The organism is Agrobacterium radiobacter (assembly GCF_040801995.1).
Classification (GTDB): domain Bacteria; phylum Pseudomonadota; class Alphaproteobacteria; order Rhizobiales; family Rhizobiaceae; genus Agrobacterium; species Agrobacterium radiobacter.
The window spans coordinates 629,765-653,067 of the sequence record NZ_JBEGHX010000002.1 but is presented as its reverse complement, the minus strand read 5'-3'; the positions used below and the strand labels follow the sequence as shown (position 1 = coordinate 653,067).

At 61.1% G+C, this 23,303-nt stretch carries 20 protein-coding genes; 8 read left to right on the top strand and 12 right to left on the bottom strand.

Going from position 1 to position 23,303, the window contains the following annotated elements:
• Positions 1-96 precede the first annotated feature (96 nt).
• Together MRBLRC7O_RS16880 and rhaI are read left to right on the top strand one after the other, a co-directional pair.
• Positions 97-2,193: a bifunctional rhamnulose-1-phosphate aldolase/short-chain dehydrogenase gene (locus tag MRBLRC7O_RS16880; protein ID WP_003507003.1), complete on the top strand. Its 2,097-nt coding sequence runs from the start codon at positions 97-99 to the stop codon at positions 2,191-2,193.
• Positions 2,194-2,381: 188 nt separating this feature from the next.
• Positions 2,382-3,674 carry an L-rhamnose catabolism isomerase gene (gene rhaI, locus MRBLRC7O_RS16875; protein ID WP_003506998.1) on the top strand — a complete coding sequence of 431 codons (1,293 nt, stop codon included), beginning with the start codon at positions 2,382-2,384 and terminating at the stop codon, positions 3,672-3,674.
• A 158-nt stretch (positions 3,675-3,832) separates the two neighbouring features.
• Here the strand turns inward: rhaI and panB are convergent, their stop codons facing one another.
• The 8 genes from panB to MRBLRC7O_RS16835 form a co-directional block, all read right to left on the bottom strand.
• A complete protein-coding gene (panB, locus tag MRBLRC7O_RS16870) occupies positions 3,833-4,672 on the bottom strand; it encodes a 3-methyl-2-oxobutanoate hydroxymethyltransferase (protein ID WP_003506997.1) in 840 nt (279 codons plus the stop codon).
• Positions 4,669-5,547 carry a pantoate--beta-alanine ligase gene (gene panC / locus MRBLRC7O_RS16865; RefSeq protein WP_111791686.1) on the bottom strand — a complete coding sequence of 293 codons (879 nt, stop codon included), beginning with the start codon at positions 5,545-5,547 and terminating at the stop codon, positions 4,669-4,671. The genes panB and panC overlap by 4 nt, the downstream gene beginning before the upstream one ends.
• A gap of 152 nt (positions 5,548-5,699) precedes the next feature.
• Complete coding sequence (locus MRBLRC7O_RS16860; protein WP_111791685.1) at positions 5,700-6,470, bottom strand: enoyl-CoA hydratase-related protein; 771 nt, start codon at positions 6,468-6,470, stop codon at positions 5,700-5,702.
• Positions 6,471-6,475: 5 nt separating this feature from the next.
• Positions 6,476-7,387 (bottom strand): hydroxymethylglutaryl-CoA lyase, encoded by a 912-nt coding sequence (locus MRBLRC7O_RS16855; protein ID WP_111791684.1) that lies wholly within the window; start codon positions 7,385-7,387, stop codon positions 6,476-6,478.
• Between the two features lies 1 nt (position 7,388).
• Positions 7,389-9,380, bottom strand: coding sequence for an acetyl/propionyl/methylcrotonyl-CoA carboxylase subunit alpha (locus tag MRBLRC7O_RS16850; RefSeq protein WP_111791683.1), 1,992 nt, complete (start codon positions 9,378-9,380; stop codon positions 7,389-7,391).
• Between the two features lie 7 nt (positions 9,381-9,387).
• Positions 9,388-10,989: a carboxyl transferase domain-containing protein gene (locus MRBLRC7O_RS16845; RefSeq protein WP_111791682.1), complete on the bottom strand. Its 1,602-nt coding sequence runs from the start codon at positions 10,987-10,989 to the stop codon at positions 9,388-9,390.
• Positions 10,990-10,997: 8 nt separating this feature from the next.
• Positions 10,998-12,170, bottom strand: a complete 1,173-nt coding sequence (locus tag MRBLRC7O_RS16840; protein WP_111791681.1) for an isovaleryl-CoA dehydrogenase — start codon at positions 12,168-12,170, stop codon at positions 10,998-11,000.
• 81 nt (positions 12,171-12,251) lie between these two features.
• Entirely contained in the window at positions 12,252-12,725 is a 474-nt protein-coding gene (locus tag MRBLRC7O_RS16835; RefSeq protein ID WP_003500312.1) for an Lrp/AsnC family transcriptional regulator, read from the bottom strand.
• A gap of 182 nt (positions 12,726-12,907) precedes the next feature.
• Between MRBLRC7O_RS16835 and MRBLRC7O_RS16830 the strand changes: the two genes are divergently transcribed.
• The 6 genes from MRBLRC7O_RS16830 (at position 12,908) to gpmI (ending at position 20,647) form a co-directional block, all read left to right on the top strand.
• Positions 12,908-14,071 (top strand): acetyl-CoA C-acyltransferase, encoded by a 1,164-nt coding sequence (locus MRBLRC7O_RS16830; protein ID WP_165000568.1) that lies wholly within the window; start codon positions 12,908-12,910, stop codon positions 14,069-14,071.
• A gap of 12 nt (positions 14,072-14,083) precedes the next feature.
• Complete coding sequence (locus tag MRBLRC7O_RS16825) at positions 14,084-15,211, top strand: acyl-CoA dehydrogenase family protein (protein ID WP_111791679.1); 1,128 nt, start codon at positions 14,084-14,086, stop codon at positions 15,209-15,211.
• Positions 15,212-15,255: 44 nt separating this feature from the next.
• Positions 15,256-16,494 carry a 3-methyl-2-oxobutanoate dehydrogenase (2-methylpropanoyl-transferring) subunit alpha gene (locus tag MRBLRC7O_RS16820; RefSeq protein WP_003506983.1) on the top strand — a complete coding sequence of 413 codons (1,239 nt, stop codon included), beginning with the start codon at positions 15,256-15,258 and terminating at the stop codon, positions 16,492-16,494.
• A 3-nt stretch (positions 16,495-16,497) separates the two neighbouring features.
• Positions 16,498-17,511 carry an alpha-ketoacid dehydrogenase subunit beta gene (locus tag MRBLRC7O_RS16815; protein WP_065695100.1) on the top strand — a complete coding sequence of 338 codons (1,014 nt, stop codon included), beginning with the start codon at positions 16,498-16,500 and terminating at the stop codon, positions 17,509-17,511.
• A gap of 2 nt (positions 17,512-17,513) precedes the next feature.
• Positions 17,514-18,785 (top strand): dihydrolipoamide acetyltransferase family protein, encoded by a 1,272-nt coding sequence (locus MRBLRC7O_RS16810; protein WP_111791678.1) that lies wholly within the window; start codon positions 17,514-17,516, stop codon positions 18,783-18,785.
• Between the two features lie 344 nt (positions 18,786-19,129).
• Positions 19,130-20,647 (top strand): 2,3-bisphosphoglycerate-independent phosphoglycerate mutase, encoded by a 1,518-nt coding sequence (gene gpmI / locus MRBLRC7O_RS16805; RefSeq protein ID WP_003506979.1) that lies wholly within the window; start codon positions 19,130-19,132, stop codon positions 20,645-20,647.
• Between the two features lie 73 nt (positions 20,648-20,720).
• On the opposite strand, the gene MRBLRC7O_RS16800 is transcribed toward gpmI, so the two are convergent.
• The 4 genes from MRBLRC7O_RS16800 to blh are packed head-to-tail and all read right to left on the bottom strand — an operon-like array spanning position 20,721 to position 23,204.
• Positions 20,721-21,158: a YeeE/YedE family protein gene (locus tag MRBLRC7O_RS16800; protein ID WP_003506977.1), complete on the bottom strand. Its 438-nt coding sequence runs from the start codon at positions 21,156-21,158 to the stop codon at positions 20,721-20,723.
• On the bottom strand, positions 21,155-21,562 hold the full coding sequence (locus MRBLRC7O_RS16795) for a YeeE/YedE family protein (RefSeq protein WP_111791677.1): 408 nt from the start codon (positions 21,560-21,562) through the stop codon (positions 21,155-21,157). The genes MRBLRC7O_RS16800 and MRBLRC7O_RS16795 overlap by 4 nt, the downstream gene beginning before the upstream one ends.
• Positions 21,559-21,915 carry a sulfite-sensing transcriptional repressor BigR gene (gene bigR / locus MRBLRC7O_RS16790; RefSeq protein ID WP_111791676.1) on the bottom strand — a complete coding sequence of 119 codons (357 nt, stop codon included), beginning with the start codon at positions 21,913-21,915 and terminating at the stop codon, positions 21,559-21,561. The genes MRBLRC7O_RS16795 and bigR overlap by 4 nt, the downstream gene beginning before the upstream one ends.
• Complete coding sequence (blh, locus tag MRBLRC7O_RS16785) at positions 21,909-23,204, bottom strand: bifunctional sulfur transferase/dioxygenase Blh (RefSeq protein WP_112539566.1); 1,296 nt, start codon at positions 23,202-23,204, stop codon at positions 21,909-21,911. The genes bigR and blh overlap by 7 nt, the downstream gene beginning before the upstream one ends.
• Positions 23,205-23,303 lie beyond the last annotated feature (99 nt).

Below are 23,303 nucleotides of genomic sequence, written 5' to 3'. Positions count from 1 at the left end.
TGATTGACATTGTGCTTTTGGATGCGCGATATCTGTCCTCAAAGGAGGCGGGCCGGTATCGGCTCCGCGAATGCAGACAGATATTGGGAGGAAGACATGACGGGAAAATCCCGCCTTCTCGAAAGCCGTTGGGACGATGCTTACGCCAAGACGCTCGATGAGCCGGGCAAGCTGCTTTATCGCTCCAATCTGCTGGGTGCGGACAAGCGCATCACCAATTACGGTGGCGGCAACACATCCGCAAAGGTGCTCGAAACCGATCCGCTGACGGGCGAGAAGGTCCGTGTCATGTGGGTGAAGGGTTCCGGCGGCGATGTCGGCACCATCAAGCTCGACGGTTTTGCGACGCTTTATCTCGATAAGCTGGAAGCGCTGAAGGGCATTTACAAGGGTGTGGAGGACGAGGATCGCATGGTCGGCTTCCTGCCGCATTGCACCTTCAACCTCAATCCGCGCGCGGCCTCCATCGATACGCCGCTGCACGGTTTCGTACCTTATGATCATGTCGACCACATGCACCCCGATGCGATCATCGCGATTGCCGCCTCCAAAAACTCGAAAGAGCTGACGCAGCAGATCTTCGGCGATGACATTGGCTGGCTTCCCTGGCGCCGTCCGGGCTTTCAGCTCGGCCTCGACCTTGAGGCTTTCGTAAAAGCCAATCCCAAGGCCAAGGGCGTCGTGCTGGAAAGCCATGGCCTGTTCACCTGGGATAATGACGCCAAGGCGTGTTACGAACTGACGCTCGCCATCATCAACAAGGCGATCGAATGGTTTACGGCGCAGACCGAAGGCAAGACGATTTTCGGCGGTGCTGTGGCGAAAAGTCTGCCCGTTGCCGAGCGCCGCGCCATCGCTGCCCGACTAATGCCGGAAATCCGTGGCCGCATCGGCCGCGAGGAGCGCAAGCTCGGCCATTTCGACGATCAGGATCCGGTTCTCGAATTCGTCAATTCCAAGGATTTGAAGCCGCTCGGCGCGCTCGGCACCTCCTGCCCTGACCATTTCCTGCGCACGAAAATCCGCCCGCTGATCCTCGATCTCGATACCGCACATCCTGATGTGGACGCGTTGATGGCGGGTCTCGACGAGGCGCTGGAGGCTTACCGCGCCGATTATACGCGCTACTACGAAGCCTGCCGCCACGACAATTCACCTGATATGCGCGACCCGAACCCGGTGATTTTCCTGATCCCCGGTGTCGGCATGCTGTCCTTCGCCAAGGACAAGGCGACGGCCCGTATCGCCGGCGAATTCTACGTCAACGCCATCAACGTCATGCGCGGTGCTTCCACCGTGTCCGACTATCAGGGCCTTCCCGAGCAGGAAGCCTTTGATATCGAATATTGGCTGTTGGAAGAGGCAAAGCTGCAGCGCATGCCGAAGCCGAAGAGCCTTGCCGGTCGCGTGGCTTTTGTCACCGGTGGCGCCGGCGGCATCGGCCGTGCAACCGCCGAACGCCTGGCGGGCGAGGGCGCCTGCGTGGTGCTCGCCGATATTGACGAAGCGGCGCTGGATGCGGCCAAGGGCGATTTCGCCAAGCGTTACAGCACTGACGCGGTGCGTACCGTCAAGCTTGACGTGACGAAGGAAGATGCCGTGATTTCCGCCTTCGCGGAAGCGAGCGTGGAATTCGGCGGCGTGGATATTCTCGTCTCCAATGCCGGCATTGCCTCTTCCGCTCCGGTGGAAGACACGACGCTTGCCATGTGGAACAAGAATATCGACATTCTCGCCACGGGCTATTTCCTCGTTTCGCGCGAAGCATTCCGCCTGCTGCGGCGTCAGAATTTGGGAGGCAACGTCGTTTTCGTTGCGTCCAAGAACGGCCTTGCATCCTCGCCCAATGCTTCCGCTTATTGCACGGCGAAGGCTGCGGAAATTCATCTCGCCCGTTGCCTCGCGCTGGAAGGGGCGGAAGCGGGTATTCGCGTCAACACCGTCAATCCCGATGCCGTGCTGCGTGGCTCGAAAATCTGGAACGGCGAGTGGCGCGAGCAGCGCGCGGCCTCGTCCAAGATCGAGGTGACCGATCTGGAGGAGCATTACCGCAAGCGCTCGATGCTGAAGCTCAATGTGTTCCCGGAAGACATCGCCGAAGCGATCTACTTCCTGGCGTCCGATGCTTCCGCCAAGTCGACCGGCAATATCATCAATGTCGATGCCGGCAACGCGCAGAGCTTTACGCGGTAGGACGTTCGGCACGTTCTCACTTCCGTCATTCCGGCCTTGAGCCGGAATCCAGCCAGCCCAAGTCCTTGGGCTGAAAAGACTCTCTCCGCCGCACAGACGTGCGTCGGCTGGATTCCGGCTCAAGGCCGGAATGACGGAGGTGAGCGCGATGAACTAGCATGCACTGGACCGATTCCCGGGAGGAAGAGATGACCGAGACGAAAATAGCCGCCGACATCATCGCGGCCGAAAACGAAAAACGCGCTGGCGCGCTGAAGGACGATTATCAGGCGCTTGGCAACCAGCTGGCCCGTCGCAATATCGATATCGACGCAGTCACGGCCAAGGTCGCGGAGTTTTTCGTCGCCGTGCCGTCCTGGGGCGTTGGCACCGGCGGCACCCGCTTTGCCCGTTTTCCCGGCGCGGGCGAGCCGCGCGGTATTTTCGACAAGCTGGATGATTGCGCTGTCATCAACCAGTTGACACGGGCGACGCCGAACGTCTCCCTTCACATTCCGTGGGACAAACAGGACCCGAAGCGTTTGAAGGCCCATGCCGCGGCGCTGGGTCTCGGCTTCGATGCCATGAATTCCAACACGTTTTCGGACGCGCCGGGTCAGAGCCATTCCTACAAATATGGTTCGCTCAGCCACACGGATGCCGCGACGCGCCGGCAGGCCGTCGAGCACAATATCGAATGCATCGAGATCGGTGACGCCATCGGCTCGAAGGCGCTGACGGTTTGGGTGGGCGACGGCTCCAATTTCCCGGGCCAGAGCAACTTCACCAGAAGTTTCGAGCGTTATCTTGCGGCCATGGCCGATATCTACAAGGCGCTGCCGGATGACTGGCGTATCTTTTCCGAACACAAGATGTATGAGCCGGCTTTCTATTCCACTGTCGTGCAGGACTGGGGCACCAATTACCTCATTGCCAATACGCTCGGCGAAAAGGCCTTCTGCCTCGTTGATCTCGGCCACCATGCGCCGAACACCAATATCGAGATGATCGTCGCCCGGCTCATCCAGTTCGGCAAGCTCGGTGGTTTCCACTTCAACGATAGCAAATACGGCGATGACGATCTGGATGCCGGCTCAATCGAGCCATATCGCCTGTTCCTCGTTTTCAACGAACTGGTGGATGCCGAATATCGCGGCGTGAAGGGTTTCCATCCCGCCCATATGATCGACCAGTCGCACAATGTGACGGACCCGATAGAAAGCCTGATTTCCAGCGCCAACGAAATCCGCCGCGCTTACGCGCAGGCGCTGCTGGTGGATCGCGCGGCTCTCGATGGCTATCAGCAGGATAATGATGCGCTGATGGCATCAGATATGCTGAAAAGGGCTTACCGTACCGATGTGGAGCCGATCCTCGCCAAGGCCCGGCAGCTGGCGGGCGGCGCTATCGATCCGGTGGCGACCTATCGGGCGAGTGGTTATCGCAAGCAGGTTGCGGCGGAGCGCCCGGCTTCGGTTGGCGGTAGTGGCGGGATTGTGTAGTCGTTCGCTTTGCTGGATGCAAAGCCTGCGATCAGGCCGAATATACCGCTGAGAGCTGACAGCGTCGCCTCAACCTCTCCTCCGTCATCCTCGGGCTTGACCCGAGGATGACACCGAGTTTTAGTCAGGGCGTTGTCCAGCAAGTCAGTCCGGATCCTTCAATCGCGCGAAGGCGATTGCCTGCGAACCTGAAACGTATGCTCCGGCCCCGGAAACGCCCCGGAGCGCACCTCATCTGCATAACTTGCCGCCGCTTCCGAAACGGTCGAACCTAGATCGGCGAAACGCTTGACGAATTTCGGTTTGAAGTCAGTGAAAAGGCCGAGCATGTCGTCGGAAACGAGCACCTGCCCGTCGCAGGCCGGAGATGCGCCGATGCCGACCGTCGGCGCGGCGAGTTTTTCGGTCAGTTCCCGGGCCAGCGGCTCGACGGTGCCTTCCACGACGATGGCGAAGGCGCCGGCCTGATCGACTGCAATCGCGTCACGCCAGATTTTCTGCGTTTCCGCGTCCGAATGTCCGAGCGAGCGGAAGCCGCCGGCGGTGTGCACCAGCTGTGGCATCAGCCCGACATGGCCGAAGACGGGAATGCCGCGCGCCACCAGAAAGGCGATGGTCTCCGCCATCTCCTCGCCGCCCTCCAGCTTAACGCCGTCGCAGCCGGTTTCCTGCATCAGCCGCACGGCGTTGCGGAACGCCTGTTCCTTGGATTCCTGATAGGTTCCGAAGGGAAGATCGACGATGACGCAGGCATGTTCGACGCCACGCATGACGGCGCGGCCGTGGGCGATCATCATGTCCAGCGTGACGCCAACCGTCGTGTCCATGCCGTAAAGCACCATGCCGAGGGAATCGCCGACCAGCAGCAGATCGCAATGCGGATCGAGCAGGCGGGCAATCGGCGTCGTATAGGCGGTCAGGCAGACGATGCGCGCCTCGCCTTTCATCTGCCGGATGGAGGCTGTTGTCAGCCGCTTGTGTTTTCCATGGGCGCTCATTGGGCAGCCTCCCGTTGATCGATCTTGACGCGCCCGATGACGCGGTTGTCGAGAAGCCGTGTACTTCCGACCCTGACGAACAGCGCCACCAGCACCGGCCCCGCCTGCAATGAAGCAATGGGGGCGAGCGTATCGGGATCGCGCACGGCGACGACTTCCGGTGAGGCCAGCGGCTCGGCTGCGATGAATTTTTCTATGGCTGCCTCGAATGGTGCTGGGTCGTCGAAGCCTTCACCATAAAGGCGTGCCGCCTCATCCAGCGCGCGCGGCACGATCACGGCGGCGGCGCGTTCTGCGGGGCTTAGATAGACATTGCGCGAGGAACAGGCGAGCCCGTCGGCCTCACGCACGGTGGTGACGGGAACGACCCTGATCGGCTGAGCGAGGTCCTCGACCATGCGGCGGATCAGTGTCACTTGCTGATAGTCCTTCTCACCGAAATAGGCGGCATCCGGCTGGACGAGGTTAAAAAGCTTGGTCACGACGGTCGTAACGCCGGCGAAATGCCCCGGCCGCACCGCGCCTTCCAGTTGGCTGCCCAGTTCGGGCACATCCACGACGGTCTGCATCGGGCGCGGATACATCTCGGAGACTTCGGGCGCGAAAAGAATGTCGACATCAGCCTCTTCCAGCAATGCGCTGTCGCGGGCGAGATCGCGCGGGTAACGGGCCAGATCCTCATTCGCGCCGAATTGCAGCGGGTTGACGAAGATCGAAACCACGGTCACGTCGTTTTCGGCTTTGGATCGGGCAACAAGCGTCAGATGGCCGATATGGAGAAAGCCCATGGTCGGCACGAAGCCGATGGTTTTGCCCGCACGGCGAAAGGCAGCGGTGGCATCCCGCAATTCGGCGACGGTTTTTACAAGCTGCATGGGTCTCCTCCGGCTCCCCCAATCGCGGTCCGGCGAAAGGTGCTGGATAGAACGCGATTTGCCCAACGGGGTCAACGCACGCATCGGGATTATATCGATTGACCCCAGGACGACTTTCGAAAAAATCGGTGCTCGGGCAGGAGTGGTCGCGATCACTCCACCCAGAGCGGCTTCCTTTTTTCGGCAAAGGCCAATCGCCCCTCCCGCGCCTCGTTGCTGCCGCTGATTGTGGCGATCACGCTTTCGGCAAAGGCAAGCCGCTCGGCGGACGACATATCGCGCATCTTCAGCAATGCCGCCTTTCCGGCCGCGATCGCGCCCGGCGCATTCTGCCGCAGCCGGGCGAGAACATCCTCGACCACGCCGTCGAGTTCGGCCGACGGGACGGCCCGATTGACGAGGCCAAGACGCTCCGCGTCAGCAGCGCTGATCGCGACGCCGAGATAGGCCATTTCCTGAAGCTGGCCCAGTGGCATCTTCGCCAGCAGCTTTGCCGCCACCATGGCCGGGAAAAGCCCGACGCGCACTTCCGGCAAACCGAATTCGGCATGAGCGGCGGCATAGGCAAGATCACAGGCGGCAACGAGGCCAAGCCCGCCGGCCAGAACCCGGCCATTGATGCGGGCCATGACGATCTTGTCGCAGGCCTCGATGGCGCGCATCACATCGGCAATGGGGTTCGTTCCATCCGGCGAGAGGAACATGCCGCCGGCGCTTTCCTTGAGGTCTGCCCCGGAGCAAAAGCTGCGGTCTCCGGCGGCCGTTATCACCACGGCGCGCAGGCCACCATCACTCGATGCCGCGCGGATGGCCTTCGCCAGGGCGTCCGTCATCGCAGCATTCAACGCGTTGTGCACCTCCTGCCGGTTGAGTGTCAGCCAGAGAACGTCCTTGCGCCTTTCGCTCAGCAGTTCATCCGCCATGCGCGTTACCCTTCCTGTCTTGCCGCAAGCAGCGCCTTGCCGGCGCGGGCTGCATTCGGTCTGCCGAGATGCCGGCTGATCCAGTCGCCGGTTTTAGCCACTGCCATCAGGTCGATACCGGTTTTAATGCCAAGCCCCTGCAGCAGATAAACGACGTCTTCGGTGGCGACGTTGCCGCTGGCGCCCGGCGCGAAGGGGCAGCCGCCCAGCCCGGCGACGGAACTGTCGAAGACGGAGATACCTTCATCCAGCGAGGCCAGCACATTGGCGACGCCCTGGCCATAGGTATCGTGAAAATGCATGGCGATTTTTTTGCGCGGAATGTTGGCCGACACCCGTTCGATGATTTTGCGAATATGCGCGGCCGTGCCGATGCCGATCGTATCGCCGAGCGAGATTTCGTAACAGCCAAGCGCGATAAGCGCCTCGGCCATCGCCGCCACCTCATCGGGCGCGACCGCGCCGTCATAGGGGCAGCCGGCAATGCAGGAAACGTAACCGCGTATGAGGATGTTTCGCCCGCCCGCCGCCTCCGCGACATCGCGCAGGCGCTCGAGGCTTTCGGCGCGCGAGCAGCCTATATTGTGCTGGCTAAAGCCTTCGGAGGCGGACACAAAAACGGCTATTTCCGTCACGCCGGCATCAATGGCGGCCTCGAAACCTTTCATATTGGGAACGAGCGCCGGATAGGCGGTGCCGGATCGTCGTTCGAGGCCTTGAAACACCTCCTTCGAGCCTGCCATTTGCGGCACTTTTTTGGGCGAGACGAAAGCGCCCGCTTCCACCGCAGTCAATCCGGCTGCGGCCAGCTGTTCGATCAGCTCGATCCTGATGGCGGTTGGAACCTCGGCGTTTTCGTTCTGCAGGCCGTCGCGCGCGCCCACTTCGACGATTTTTACCGTTCGGGGCCAGCTCATCTCATGCTCCCTCCGGTTCGAAATCCACCAGCACCGCACCGGCCGCGACCATATCGCCCTCGACGCAATTGATGGCCGTGACCGTACCTTTCGCCGGTGCACGGATCGTGTGCTCCATTTTCATCGCCTCCATCACCACTAGCGCCTCGCCGGCTTCAACCGCAGCACCGTTCCGGCTCAGCAAAGCACGGATAACGCCGGGCATGGGTGCTTCCAGACCACCGGTATGGGTGGAGGAATCCTCGATATCGACGGGATCAGGCTGGGCGATGCGATAATGCTCGCCATTCAGGAAAAGCACGTAACTGCCGCCTTCTGCAAAAAAATGGCCCTGCCGTTTCCTGTCTTCCGCGGTTGCACGGAATTTGCCGTCGTCCGAGAGGCTGCCATGGGCGCTGATCGTCCGTCCGTCGATGGCAAGCGAAAAACCGTCCGCCTCATGCGTGACGCCGACGTTAAGCGGCTGGTTCTCAAAGGTGAAATACAGCGTTTCCCGCGACGGCGCGTTGAGGCGGAAGGCGGCTGCCGTGTTCCACGGGCTATAGGGATCGGCCTCTGAACCTGACTTTCCGTTTTTCTGCCGCGAGAGCAGCAGGCCCAGCGCGGCCGTGGCTATCTCGTTCCCGTCATTCGGGGCCGGGGCAAAAAGCACGACATCGTTGCGGGCTATGAAGCCCGTATCGAGTTCGGCTTTTGCGAAGGCCTCCAGTCCCGCAAGCCGGGTCAGAAAGGCGGCATTGCTGACGACGCCACAGATCGCCAGATTTTCCAGCGCCAACCGCAGACGCCGCACCGCCGATGGGCGATCACGATCCCAGACGATCAGCTTGGTGATCATCGGATCGTAATGCACGGTAATGGCGTCGCCGGCGCGGATGCCGCTGTCTATCCTGACGTGAGGGCCTTGATCGGGAAAAATGAGTTGGCTGATCGTGCCGATCGACGGCAGGAAATCGTGCGCCGGGTCTTCGGCATAAATCCGGGCCTCGATGGCGTGACCGTTTATGTCGAGATCGGCCCAGTCCTGCGGCAGTGCCTCACCATCCGCAACACGGAGCTGCCATTCGACCAGATCCAGGCCGGTAATATATTCCGTCACCGGATGTTCGACCTGAAGCCTTGTATTCATTTCCATGAAATAGAACTCGCCGGAAGGGTCGAGCAGGAATTCCACCGTTCCCGCGCCGCGATAATCGATGGCGCGGGCGGCGGCGACCGCCGCTTCATACATGCGTTGCCTGAGCGCATCGGGCAAGCCGGGGGCGGGGGCTTCCTCTATGACCTTCTGGTGGCGGCGCTGGATCGAGCAATCGCGCTCGAAAAGTGAGAAACAATTACCGTGGCCATCGGCAAAGACCTGCACTTCCACATGTCGCGGCCGCTCCAGATATTTTTCGATCAGCATGCGGTCATTGCCGAAGGCGGCCAGCGCTTCGCGTTTTGCGCCCGCAAGTTCCGCCGCAAATTCGCGTTTCTTACGCACGATGCGCATGCCCTTGCCGCCGCCGCCGGCCGAGGCCTTGAGCAGAACGGGATAACCTATAGCGTCCGCTTCACTGCGAAGCCGCTCTTCCGCCTGATCCTCACCGTGAAAGCCGGGAACGACGGGAACGCCCGCCTTCGCCATCAGCGCTTTCGCCTCGCTTTTCCCGCCCATGGCGCGGATCGCTGCCGCCGGCGGGCCAATGAAAACAAGACCGGCGGCGGCACAGGCTTCGGCGAAACCGGCATTTTCCGAGAGGAAACCATAACCCGGATGGACCGCTTCCGCGCCGGTCGCTTTTGCGGCGGCGATGATTTTTTCGCCGTCGAGATAGGAAGCACGCGCGGGCGCGGGGCCAATGGCGATTGCCTCGTCGGCCAGTGCCACATGCATGGCGTCACGGTCGGCATCCGAATAGACGGCAACGGTGCGTATGCCCATCTTGGCGGCGGTGCGGATGATGCGGCAGGCGATTTCGCCCCTGTTGGCGATCAGTATTTTCGAGAACATCGTCGCCTCACATCCTGAATATGCCGAAACGGGTGGGTTCTATCGGTGCGTTGAGCGCGGCGGAGAGACCGAGGCCAAGCACGAGGCGGGTATCCCTGGGATCGATGATGCCGTCATCCCAAAGCCTCGCGCTGGCATAATAGGGATGGCCTTCCCGCTCGTATTTTTCCCGGATCGGCTGCTTGAACGCCTCTTCGCCTTCCTTCGACCAGTGGCGGCCATCGGCCTCGATACCATCGCGGCGGATTTGTGCCAGAACAGAGGCCGCCTGTTCGCCGCCCATGACCGAAATGCGGGCGTTGGGCCACATCCACAAAAAGCGGGGCGAATAGGCGCGGCCGCACATGCCGTAATTGCCGGCACCGAAGGAGCCGCCGATGATGACGGTGAATTTCGGCACTTTTGCCGATGCGACGGCGGTAACGAGCTTGGCGCCATCCTTGGCGATGCCGCCCGCCTCATAAGCCTTGCCGACCATGAAGCCGGTGATGTTCTGCAGGAAGACCAGCGGAATGCCGCGCTGGCAGCAGAGTTCGATGAAATGCGCGCCCTTCAGCGCCGATTCCGAAAACAGAATGCCGTTATTGGCGATGATGCCGACGGGATAACCGTGGATATGGGCGAAGCCGCAGACCAGCGTCGTGCCGTAAAGCGCCTTGAACTCGTCGAATTCGGAACCGTCCACCAGACGCGCGATGATCTCGCGCACCTCGAAGGGTTTTCGCGTATCGGCGGGAACGATGCCGTAAAGTTCGTCCGCCGGATAAAGCGGCTCCGCCGGCGGGCGGATATCCAGCTCCACCTGTTTGCGGCGGTTAAGGGTGGAGACGATCCGCCGGGTCAGCGAAAGCGCGTGGCGGTCATCGTGGGCGTAATGATCGGTGACGCCGGATTGCCGTGAATGCACATCCGCGCCGCCCAGTTCCTCCGCGCTCACCACTTCGCCGGTCGCAGCCTTCACCAGCGGCGGGCCGCCGAGAAAGATCGTGCCCTGATTTTTGACGATCACGGACTGGTCGCTCATGGCGGGTACATAGGCCCCGCCCGCGGTGCAACTCCCCATCACCACGGCGATCTGGGCAATGCCTTCCGCAGACATATTGGCCTGATTGTAAAAGATACGGCCGAAATGATCGCGGTCGGGAAACACCTCGTCCTGATTGGGCAGGTTCGCACCGCCGGAATCCACCAGGTAAATACAGGGCAGGCGGTTTTCAGCGGCGATTTCCTGCGCGCGCAGATGTTTCTTCACCGTCAGCGGGTAATAGGTTCCGCCCTTCACCGTCGCATCATTGGCGACAATGACGCATTCACGGCCCGACACCCGGCCGATGCCGGTGATGATCCCGGCGGCGGGAACGGGTTCGTCATAGACTTCGTAAGCGGCGAATTGCGAGAATTCGAGAAACGGGCTGCCGGGATCGAGAAGCACTTCGATCCGGTCGCGCGCCAGCAATTTGCCACGTGACAGATGCCGTTCGCGGGCCTTGTCGCCGCCACCCCGCGTGATTTTTTCGACGTGCTGCCTCAGGTCGTCCACCAGGCCAGACATGAACGTGGTATTGGCGGTGAAGGTGGGATCGCGGTTCAGACTGGATGTAAGCTTCATCGCGTTCCTCACCCGTTGCCTTTGACCAGTTCGCGGCCGATCAGCATCCGGCGGATTTCGCTGGTGCCCGCGCCGATTTCATAAAGCTTGGCGTCGCGCAACAGTCGTCCGGCCGGGCTTTCATTGACATAACCGGAGCCGCCGAGAAGCTGGATCGCATCCAGCGCCACCTGTGTTGCCCGCTCAGCAGCAAACAGGATCGCGCCTGCCGCATCCTGCCGGGTAATACGGCCATTGTCGCAGGCGCGGGCGACGGCATAGACATAGGCGCGGGAGGCGTTCATGGCCGAATAGATATCGGCAAGCTTTCCCTGCACCAGCTGGAATTCGCCGATCGGCTTGCCGAATTGCTTGCGCTCGCGCGCATAGGGCAGCACCAGATCGATGGCCGCCTGCATGATGCCGACGGGGCCTGCGGCCAGCACGGCGCGCTCGTAATCCAGCCCACTCATCAGCACTGTCACGCCGTCGTTGAGACGCCCGAGGATATTTTCCTCCGGCACCTCGCAATCCTCGAAAACCAGTTCCGAGGTGGGCGAGCCGCGCATGCCGAGCTTGTCGAGTTTTTGTGCGGGGCGAAAACCCTTGAAGCCTTTCTCGATCAGAAAGGCTGTGATGCCGCGCGCGCCGGCGGACATGTCCGTCTTGGCGTATACAACCAGCGTATCTGCCTCGTGGCCGTTGGTGATCCACATCTTCGCGCCGTTCAGGAGATAGCGGTCGCCCTTGCGTTCGGCCTTCAGCCGCATCGACACGACATCCGATCCGGCTTCCGTCTCGCTCATGGCAAGTGAGCCGACATGCTCGCCCGAGACGAGTTCCGGCAGATATCTGCGCTTCTGATCTTCCGTTCCCCAGCGGTGAATCTGATTGATGCAGAGGTTGGAATGCGCACCGTAGGAAAGGCCGATGGAAGCGGAAGCCCGGCTTATCTCCTCCATCGCCACGCAATGGGCGAGATAGCCCATGTCAGCACCGCCGAATTCCTCCGAAACGGTAATGCCGTGCAGGCCGAGTTCGCCCATCTGCGGCCAGAGCTTGCGGGGGAAGTGATCGTCGCGATCGATCTCGGCGGCGAGCGGTGCAATTTTATCGTCGGCGAATGCTCTTGCGCTGTCGCGCAATGCTGCGATTTCCGGGCCGAGATCGGCGTCGAAAATAGCGGCGAGGTTCAAACTCATCGCGTCTCCTCCTCCGGACGGCCGTTTATCTCCGTCCCTCTCGTCAGCGGCCAGCACCTCCTCCGTGCCGGCAACTCTCATTTATGGCGCGTCACCTCCGGTGAAGGCGGCGGAACGGCGCACGAATGTCTTGATGGCGAAATTGGACTGGATGCGCGACACGCCGGGAACCGTGGTCAGGAAATCCAGAAGCTGCTGATAATGCGGTAGATCCCGCACCATGGCATGAATGAGATAGTCGGAACTGCCGCTCGTCTGATAGCCGCCCACCACTTCCGGAATGGAGGCGACATGGTGCTCGAACGTCGTCAGCGCCTCCTTGATCTGCCGTTCCAGCGTGACGGAAATGAAGACGCCCATATTGCCGAGCAGCCGGTTCTCATCGAACACGGCGGTATAACCGCGAATGATGCCTTCTTCTTCCAGCTTGCGCACGCGGCGCAGTGTCGGCGTGAAGGAAAGCCCGATCCGGGCCGCCAGATCGCGCCAGCTCACCCGCCCGTCATCGCCGAGCACATGGAGAATCTTCTGGTCGAAACTGTCGAGCTCAATCATGGATCATTTGCTCTATGATATGACTATTTGTTGGATCAAAGATATCGCCAATCAAAAAACTGTCAATCAAAATAGCTTTGAAATGAATTCGAGATAGTGATAGCGTTCACGTCAGTCGAGGTCTGGAGGAGATCACGATGACGGTCGTTCTCTTGGTGGGAGGATGGCCTAGGGAGGTGAATTTGGCTGTGCATGACCCTGTCGTTATCGTCGGGGCCGCCCGTACTGCTATGGGTGGGTTCCAGGGCGAATTCAAATCGGTGGCTGCGCCCGATCTCGGGGCGGCGGCGATCCGCGCGGCCGTCGAACGGGCCGTAATTTCACCCGCTGATATCGACGATGTGCTGATGGGCTGCGTGCTCTCGGCCGGGCAGGGGCAGGCTCCAGCGAGACAGGCGGCCATTGCCGCCGGCATTCCCAACTCGATTGGCGCGACGACCATCAACAAGATGTGCGGCTCAGGCATGAAGGCGATCATGCTGGCGCATGACCAGCTTGCGGCGGGAAGCTCTTCCGTCGTGCTTGCGGGTGGCATGGAGAGCATGAGCAACGCGCCCTATTTGCTGGACCGCGCCCGCAATGGTTATCGTCTCGGCCACGGCAAGCTCACCGATCACATGTTTCTCGACGGCCTTGAAGACGCCTATGACAAGGGCAGGCTGATGGGGACTTTCGCGGAAGATTGCGCGCAAGATTATCAGTTCACGCGCGCCATGCAGGATGATTACGCGTTGGCTTCACTGGAACGCGCCCGACGCGCTATCGCGGAAGGGGCTTTCGAGGCGGAAATCACTTCTGTCGGCGATGTTGCCGTAGACGAACAGCCGGGGAAGGCCCGCCCGGAAAAAATCCCGCAACTGAAGCCCGCCTTTCGCGATGGTGGAACGGTGACGGCCGCCAATTCCAGCTCCATTTCCGATGGCGCGGCCGCTCTTGTTCTCATGCGCCGGTCCGAGGCGGAAAGGCGGGGCCTTTCACCGCTGGCGACCATTATCGGCCAGGCCGCCCATGCCGATGCGCCGGCGAAATTTCCGACAGCTCCCGTGGGAGCAATGAAAAAGCTGTTCGAGAAAACCGGCTGGTCGGCGAAGGATATCGATCTGTTCGAAATCAACGAGGCCTTTGCCGTGGTGGCGATGGCGGCGATGCGCGATCTCGATTTGCCGCATGAGAAGGTGAATATGCATGGCGGTGCCTGCGCACTCGGCCATCCCATCGGGGCTTCGGGTGCACGTATCGTCGTCACCTTGCTTGCGGCCTTGCAGCGTCACGGGCTGAAACGTGGCGTTGCCGCCGTCTGTATCGGCGGCGGTGAAGCGACCGCGCTCGCGGTTGAACTGCACTGAGGGGAGGCGGCGATGATCCTGAATGAAGCCCAGCAGCAGATCAGGGACATGGCCCGTGATTTCGCCCGCGAGCGGCTTGCCCCCGGTGCCGCCGCGCGCGACCGGGAAAGCCGGTTCCCGAAAGACGAACTGAAAGAAATGGGTGAACTCGGCTTTCTCGGCATGCTGGTCTCCGAGGACTATGGCGGGTCGGAAACCGGTGCTGTCGCCTATGCCCTGGCGCTGGAGGAAATCGCCGCCGGTGACGGCGCCTGTTCCACCATCATGAGCGTCCACAATTCGGTCGGCTGCGTGCCGATTCTGAAATTCGGCACAGAAGACCAGAAGCAGCGTTTCCTGCCCAAGCTCGCCTCCGGCGAATGGATCGGCGGTTTTGCGCTGACCGAACCGCAGGCCGGTTCCGATGCTTCCAATTTGAAGACCCGCGCCCGGCGCGATGGCGACCGTTATATTCTCGATGGCGCGAAACAGTTCATAACATCAGGCAAGAATGGCGATGTCGTTATCGTCTTCGCCGTCACCGATCCGGCTGTCGGCAAAAAGGGTATCACTGCCTTTATCGTGCCGACCGATACGCCGGGTTACGAGGTCATCAGGGTCGAGGAAAAACTCGGCCTGCATTCGTCCGATACCTGCCAGATCGCCTTTACCGACATGGCGGTCCCGGCCGAATTACGGCTCGGCGAAGAGGGGCAGGGGTATCGCATCGCGCTCGCCAATCTGGAAGGCGGCCGCATCGGTATCGCCGCGCAGGCGGTCGGCATGGCGCAGGCCGCTTTTGAGGCGGCGCGGGATTATGCCCGCGAGCGCAAGGCCTTCGGGCAGGCAATCATCGAGCATCAGGCGGTGGCGTTTCGGCTTGCGGATATGGCGACGCGGATTACGGCGGCGCGGCAGCTGGTGCTGCATGCGGCGGCGCTGAAGGAGGCGGGCGAACCCTGCCTTTCGGAAGCCTCGATGGCCAAGCTCTTTGCTTCCGAAATGGCCGAGCGTGTCTGCTCGGACGCCATCCAAATTCACGGCGGTTACGGCTACATGGCGGATTATCCGGTGGAGCGGATCTATCGCGATGTGCGCATCTGCCAGATTTACGAGGGAACCAGCGATGTCCAGCGGATGGTCATCGCGCGCAACCTCTGAAAATTGTTTCGTCGTCTGGAGGAGATGGCGATGGGAGGAGTAGAATGGATATTACCGAAACCACGCATCTCAGCCTGCATGTGCCGGAGCCAGCGGTGCGGCCCGGTGACCAGCCGGATTTCTCCAATGTGAAAATACCCAAGGCCGGCTCCGTGCCACGCCCGGAGGTGGATGCCGCCCCTGAAAGCATGCGCGATCTCGCCTATTCGATCATCCGTGTCCTCAATCATCAGGGTGAGGCCGTCGGGCCGTGGGCCGGGCTGCTCTCGGACGAGGAATTGCTGGTGGGCCTCAAAAACATGATGCGGCTGCGGGCTTTCGATGCCCGCATGCTGATGGCGCAGCGGCAGGGCAAGACGTCCTTCTACATGCAGCATCTGGGCGAAGAGGCTGTCAGTTGCGCTTTCCGCAAGGCGCTTTCCAAAGGCGACATGAATTTCCCGACCTACCGGCAGGCGGGACTGCTCATTGCCGATGACTATCCGCTCGTCACCATGATGAACCAGATTTACTCCAACGAGCTCGACCCGCTGCACGGGCGGCAATTGCCGGTTCTCTATTCCTCGAAGGAACACGGCTTCTTCACCGTGTCAGGCAATCTCGCCACGCAATATGTGCAGGCCGTCGGCTGGGCGATGGCCTCGGCCATCAAGGGCGATACGAAAATCGCGGCCGCCTGGATCGGCGACGGTTCGACGGCGGAGTCGGATTTTCACTCGGCAATGGTCTTTGCCTCCACCTATAAGGCGCCGGTCATCCTCAACATCGTCAATAACCAATGGGCGATTTCCACCTTTCAGGGCATTGCGCGCGGCGGTTCTGGCACCTTTGCGGCGCGCGGGCTGGGTTTCGGCATTCCCGCACTCCGGGTCGATGGCAATGATTATCTCGCCGTTTATGCCGTTGCGCGCTGGGCCGTGGAACGGGCGCGCCGCAACCTCGGTCCGACGCTGATCGAATATGTCACCTATCGTGTCGGCGCCCATTCCACCTCGGATGATCCGAGCGCTTATCGCCCCAAGACGGAGTCCGAGGCGTGGCCCCTGGGTGACCCGGTTCTGAGGCTCAAGAAACATCTCGTCCTGCGCGGCGTCTGGTCGGACGAACGGCACCGGCAGGCGGAGGCGGAAATCGCCGATGAGGTGCTGGAAGCCCAGCGCGAGGCGGAAAGCCACGGCACGCTGCATGAGGGTGGAAAACCGCCGAAAAAGGATATTTTCGAAGGCGTCTACGCCGAGATGCCTCCGCATCTCGCCCGCCAGCGCCAGAAGGCAGGGTGGTGAGACATGACAAGAATGACGATGATCGAAGCCGTCCGCAGCGCCATGGATGTCTCCATGGAGCGCAGCGACGATGTCGTGGTTTTCGGTGAGGATGTGGGCTATTTCGGCGGCGTCTTCCGCGCCACGCAGGGGCTGCAGGGAAAATACGGCAAGACGCGCTGTTTCGACGCGCCGATCAGCGAATCCGGCATTGTCGGCACGGCGATCGGCATGGCCGCTTATGGTCTGCGGCCTTGCGTCGAAATCCAGTTCGCCGATTATATGTATCCCGCCTATGACCAGATCACCCAGGAAGCGGCGCGTATCCGGTATCGCTCCAATGGCGATTTCACCTGCCCGATCGTTCTCCGCATGCCCACCGGCGGCGGGATTTTTGGCGGGCAGACGCACAGCCAGAGCCCGGAAGCCCTCTTCACCCATGTCTGCGGGCTGAAGGTGGTGGTCCCTTCCAATCCTTATGATGCCAAGGGGCTGCTGATCGCATCCATCGAAGACCCCGACCCCGTGATGTTTCTGGAGCCGAAGCGGCTTTATAATGGCCCCTTCGACGGGCACCATGACCGGCCGGTAACGCCCTGGTCCAAACACGAGATGGGCGAGGTGCCGGAAGGTCACTACACCATTCCCATCGGCAAGGCCGAAATCCGCCGCCCCGGAAATGGTGTCACCGTCATCGCTTATGGCACCATGGTGCATGTGGCGCTGGCGGCGGCGGAAGAGACCGGCGTGGATGCCGAGATTATCGACCTTCGCAGCCTCTTGCCGCTCGATCTCGATACCATCGTGAAATCGGTTTCGAAGACCGGCCGCTGCGTCATGGTGCATGAGGCAACGCTGACCTCCGGCTTCGGGGCGGAAGTCGTATCGCTGGTGCAGGAACATTGTTTTTATCATCTGGAGGCTCCCGTCGTCCGCGTCGCCGGCTGGGATACGCCTTATCCCCATGCGCAGGAATGGGACTATTTTCCGGGACCTGCCCGCGTCGGGCGAGCCCTTGTCGAAGTCATGGAGGCCTGATTATGGCGGAATTTGTTCTCACTATGCCTGATGTCGGTGAAGGTGTGGCGGAAGCCGAACTGGTGGAATGGAACGTCAAACCGGGTGATCTCGTCCATGAAGACATGGTGCTGGCCGCGGTGATGACGGACAAGGCGACGGTTGAAATCCCCTCACCCGTGGCGGGCGTGGTCACCTGGCTCGCCGTGACGGTTGGAAACACCGTGCCGGTGAAGGCGCCGCTCCTGCGCATTGAAACCGATGTCGCAGCCGTCGCGCCCAATGGCAGCATGCCGGAAGCGGAAGCACCCATCCAGATGACGGAAGCGCCTGCCGATATGACAGACACGCCGCCACCCGTTGAAACCCAGCCGACGGCGCGCCAGACCGAGGAGGGGCCACCGGCGCCCGCAGCCGAACTGCACCACAAACCGCTGGCATCCCCCGCCGTCCGCCAGCGCGCCGACGATCTCGATATCGATCTCGCACAGGTCAAGGGAACAGGCCCGGATGGGCATATTACCCATGCCGATCTCGATGGGTTTTTAACCGTGCGGGGGCGGCCGGAGCGCCCCGAGCCGATAGCGCCCCACGATAGCGCCGTCGAAGAGGTGAAGCTGACGGGGCTGCGGCGCAAGATTGCCGAGAAGATGGTGCTTTCCGCCTCCCGCATTCCCCACATCACCTATGTCGAGGAAGTCGACGTGACCGATCTGGAAGATCTGCGGGCGACCATGAACGGCAACCGCCGTTCCGGGCAACCGAAACTGACGATCCTGCCGTTTCTGATGCGCGCGCTGGTGAAAGCCGTTGCCGATCATCCCGGCATGAATGCCACCTTTGATGACGAAAAAGGGGTCGTCAGCCACTATGAAGCCGTTCATATCGGCATCGCCACGCAGACGCCGTCGGGCCTGACGGTCCCGGTCGTACGCCACACGGAAACGCTCGGCCTCTGGGAATGCGCAGAGGAAGTCGCACGCGTTGCAGAAGCCGCCCGCACCGGCACGGCCCATCGGGAAGAACTGATCGGCTCCACCATCACCATCAGTTCGCTCGGAGCATTGGGCGGCGTGGTCTCGACGCCCATCATCAACCATCCCGAGGTGGCGATCATCGGCGTCAACAAGATCATGACGCGGCCGGTCTGGGATGGGATTCGCTTTGTGCCTCGCAAGATGATGAACCTGTCTTCCAGCTTCGACCACCGGGTCGTCGATGGCTGGGATGCGGCGGTCTTCATCCAGGCCCTCAAGGCTCTCTTGGAAAAGCCGGCGCTGATTTTCATCGAGTGAAGGCGACCCGTGCTCCCTCATCCCTGTGCCTGTCACAGGGATCCAGCCAGCCCAAGTCATTGGGCTGAAAGGACTCTCCCCGCCGCGCAGACGCGCGTAGGCCGGATTCCTGTGACGAGCACAGGAATGAGGGCGCATGCGTGTCATGACGGCATTTTTGAGCTCGCGTTTTCAACCTTCACGGAACTGTTTCGGTGTCGGTATAGGCTTGCGTTCGTCATCTTCGGGTATAGAAGAGAAGAACGAGAAGCATGTTTTCTCATCATGATCATAGTGGCGGAAGAGGGCGCTCCGGTGCCCGGCGGTCCGCCCTCCGCCGGCAACCGAACGAAGAAGGTCCTCCCATGCAAACTCCCAGACCCGTTGTCCTGACTATTCTCGATGGCTGGGGGCTGAGTGAGGATACATCCAGCAATGCGCCTGTTCTGGCGAACACGCCGACCATGGACCGGCTTTTTGCCACCTGCCCGAATGCGACGCTGACCACCTTCGGCCCGAATGTCGGCCTGCCCACCGGGCAGATGGGCAATTCTGAAGTGGGCCACACCAATATCGGCGCGGGCCGCATCGTCGCCATGGATCTCGGCCAGATCGATCTGGCGATCGAGGATGGCAGCTTTTTCCGCAATGCGGCGATGCTTGATTTCGCAGCCAGGGTAAAAGCCGCGGGCGGTGTGGCGCATCTGATGTGCGTGGTTTCCGATGGTGGCGTCCATGGTCATATCCTCCACGGCCAGGCGGCGGTGAGGTTGATGATCAGCCACGGCCTGAAGGTCGTGGTGCATGCCATCACCGATGGCCGCGACGTCGCGCCGCAATCGGCTGAAGATTTTGTGGCGGCGCTGGTAGCGAGCCTGCCGCAAGGTGCCAGCATCGGCACGGTAATCGGCCGTTATTATGCGATGGATCGCGACAATCGCTGGGAGCGCGTCGAGAAAGCCTATGACGCCATGGTTCTGGCGAAAGGCGAACACGCGCGGGATGCGGTGAGCGCCGTTGCCCAGAGCTACAAAAACAATGTCACCGACGAATTCATCCTGCCAACGGTGATCGATGGTTATGAAGGTTTCAAGGCTGGCGACGGCCTGTTCTGCCTGAATTTCCGCGCCGACCGTGCGCGTGAAATCCTGCTTGCCATTGGTGCCAATGATTTCGACGGTTTTCCGCGCGAAAAGCCCGTGCTTTCGGCGCTGCTCGGTATGGTCGAATATTCCACCCGCCACAGCCATTTCATGACGACGGCCTACCCCAAGCGCGATATCGTCAATACGCTCGGCGCCTGGGTGGCAAAACAGGGGCTCACGCAGTTTCGCCTCGCCGAGACGGAAAAATATCCGCATGTCACCTTCTTCCTGAATGGCGGCAAGGAAGAGCCGGAAGTCGGCGAAGACCGCTTCATGCCGAAATCGCCGAAGGTTGCGACCTACGACCTGCAGCCTGAGATGAGCGCGCCCGAGGTGACGGAGAAATTCGTCGAGGCGATCGGCAAGGGTTACGATCTCATCGTTACCAATTACGCCAACCCTGACATGGTCGGCCATACCGGCGATCTGCAGGCCGCAATCAAGGCCTGCGAAGCCGTGGATCGCGGACTTGGTGCGGTCGTTGCCGCGCTCGAAAAAGTGGGTGGCGCGATGCTTGTCATTGCCGACCACGGCAATTGTGAAACCATGGTCGACCCGGTGACCGGCGGCCCGCACACGGCCCACACCACCAATCCGGTGCCGGTGATCCTTTTTGGCGGGCCGGAAGGTGCAAAGCTGCATGCCGGTATTCTCGCCGATGTCGCGCCCACCTTGCTGCAATTGATGAATGTGCCGCTGCCGCCGGAAATGACGGGCAAGAGCCTGATCGACCTCTAATCAAACGAGTCGCGCGGGAGCGTTCCAGCCCCGCGCGACTGCCCGTTTCCCGCGTTCGGGACGAGCGTCTTTGCTATGGCTGTTTTGCGTAGAGACGGTCGTGGACCAGCATGCCGGCAATCATGGCGCAGACGAAAAGAACGACCGGCATCAGCCCGAGGGCGAGAGCCGATAGTGCCGGGCCGGGGCAGAAACCGGCAAGCCCCCAACCGATGCCGAAAATGGCCGAGCCTGTTATGAGCGGCCGGTCGATGCGGGTTTTTGCGGGCAGGTTGAAATCCTCAGTGAGGACGGGCCTGGCAAGACGTCGGCTGAGCAGCACACCCGGCACGGCGACCATCACAGCACCGCCGAGAACGAATATCAGGCTCGGGTCCCAATGACCGCTTGCCACGTCGAGAAAGCCGGAAACACGGGCGGGATCGACCATGCCTGACAGCGAGAGGCCGAAGCCGAACAGCGCTCCTGCGGCCAATGCCAGGGCAACACGGGCCACGGCCGGATTTTTCATGACAGGGCTCCTGCTATCGTCGCGGCACAGATGCCTGATATCAGGAAGGTTACGGTCGCGGCGATGGAGCGCCGGGAAAATCGCGCCAGTCCCATGATGCCATGGCCGGACGTGCAGCCGGAGCCCATGCGTGTGCCAAAACCCACCAGCAGGCCGGCAATGAGGATGAGCGGCCATGGTGCAACGAGGGTGATGGCAGGCAGCCGGCCGAATGCCGCGGCATAGATATAAGGTCCGGCCAGCAAGCCGGTGACGAAGGCGAGATCGGCAAGACGCCGCTCCTTGCCGAGCATTTTGCCCATGATCCCGCTGATGCCGGCAATACGGCCGTTAAAAAGAAACAGCATAATACTGGCAAGACCGAGCAGCATGCCGCCGAAAAGAGAGGGCCAGTAGGGGCTCACGGGGTCTCCTCCTCCGGCGCGCAGAATATGGTGTAAAGGGCCTCGATCAGTTGCGCTGCTTTCGCTTCGCTCAGTTGGTAGAAGATCTGCTTGGCGTCGCGCCGGGTTTCGACCACGCCGGCTTCCCGCAGCACGCCCAGCTGCTGGGAAAGCGTCGGCTGGCGGATATCCAGCTTGACCTCCAGTTCGCCGACGGAAAATTCCCCCTGCGCCAGCGTGCAGGCGAGCATCAACCGCGCCGGGTGGGCAAGTGTTTTCAGAAGCAGCGCGACCTCGACAGCCCTCTCCTCCATGGCGGGAAGGGGAATTGCAGCAATGTGCGGGCGCTTTTCCCGCGTGTTTTCCTTTACCATATGCTGCCCTCCAGCACGTCGAGCGGGAATTTCAGGTAACGCTTGCCATTCTCTTCCGGCTCCGGCAGACGGCCGCCGCGAATATTGACCTGCAGCGCATGGAGAATGAGCTTAGGCATCGGCAATGTGCGATCCCGTGTTTCCCTGAGACGGATGAAGCCCTCCTCCGTCATGCCGGCCAGATGCGGATTGCTGCGCTTCTGTTCGCCGACCGTGCTTTCCCATTTCGGAGCGCGGCCACCGGGCTGATAGTCATGGCCGGTGAAAATCCGTGTTTCGTCGGGAAGGGCGAGAATATCCTGAATAGACGCCCAGAGTTCTCTGGCGCTGCCGCCCGGAAAATCGGCGCGCGCAGTGCCTGAATCGGGCATGAAAAGCGTATCGTGCACAAAGGCGGCATCTCCCACCACATAGGTCACGGACGCCAGCGTATGCCCGGGTGAAAACAGCACGCGCGCTTCCAGGGAGCCGATATTGAACCTGTCGCCCGCCTCGAACAGCCGGTCCCATTGCGAGCCGTCGGTTTCGAGATCCGGCCAGTTATATTTCTCCTGCCAGAGCCTCTGTACGCCGGTAACTTTCGCGCCGATCGCCATCTGCGCACCGGTCTTCTGCTTCAGGTAATGGGCGGCGGAAAAATGGTCGGCATGGGGATGGGTATCGAGAATCCATTCCACCGACAGGCCCTGGCTCGCCACATAATCCAGAATGGCGTCGGCATTCATGGTTCCGGTTGCACCGGACTTCTCATCGAAATCATAGACCGGGTCGATAATGGCGCAGCGCTTGGTCGCAGGATCGGAGACGACATATTGCACGCTCCATGTGCGCGGATCGAAGAAGGTCTTGACGTGTGGAACCGCCGCTTCGCGTCGCTCCAGCCAGCGGGTGGCGCCGGAAAGGTCAAAGCCATGCGCCTTGCCGAAAGCCTCGATGTCGCCCCGCTCGATGCGTCCATCCAGCGCTTCGCCGAGAACATGAAGCGTGAGTGCGCGCGTGCCGCCCTTGCAATGGGCGAAAACGGGGCCGTCCGCTTCCGCCATTTTCTGCTGGAAGGCGCGGATATCGGCTTCGGTGATGGCAGGGCCGCTGACCGGGATGAAGCCATATTCCATGCCTGCCGCGCTGGCGGCGCTTTTTTCCTGCACATTGCCTGGCTGACCGGGCTCTTCACCATCAGGCCGGGCATTGATGATGCTTTTATAGCCCTGGGCGGAGAGCGATTGGAAATCGGCGATCATCGGCTGGCCCGCAACGGTCAGACGCTCGTTGATCTTCACGGCATTCATCGGCATCTCCTGTTGTAATAAATTAATATATATTATTATATAATGTATATTGTTTGTTTGCAAGAGGCGAAAAGCGTCTTCGTTCCGGATATCTCCCGC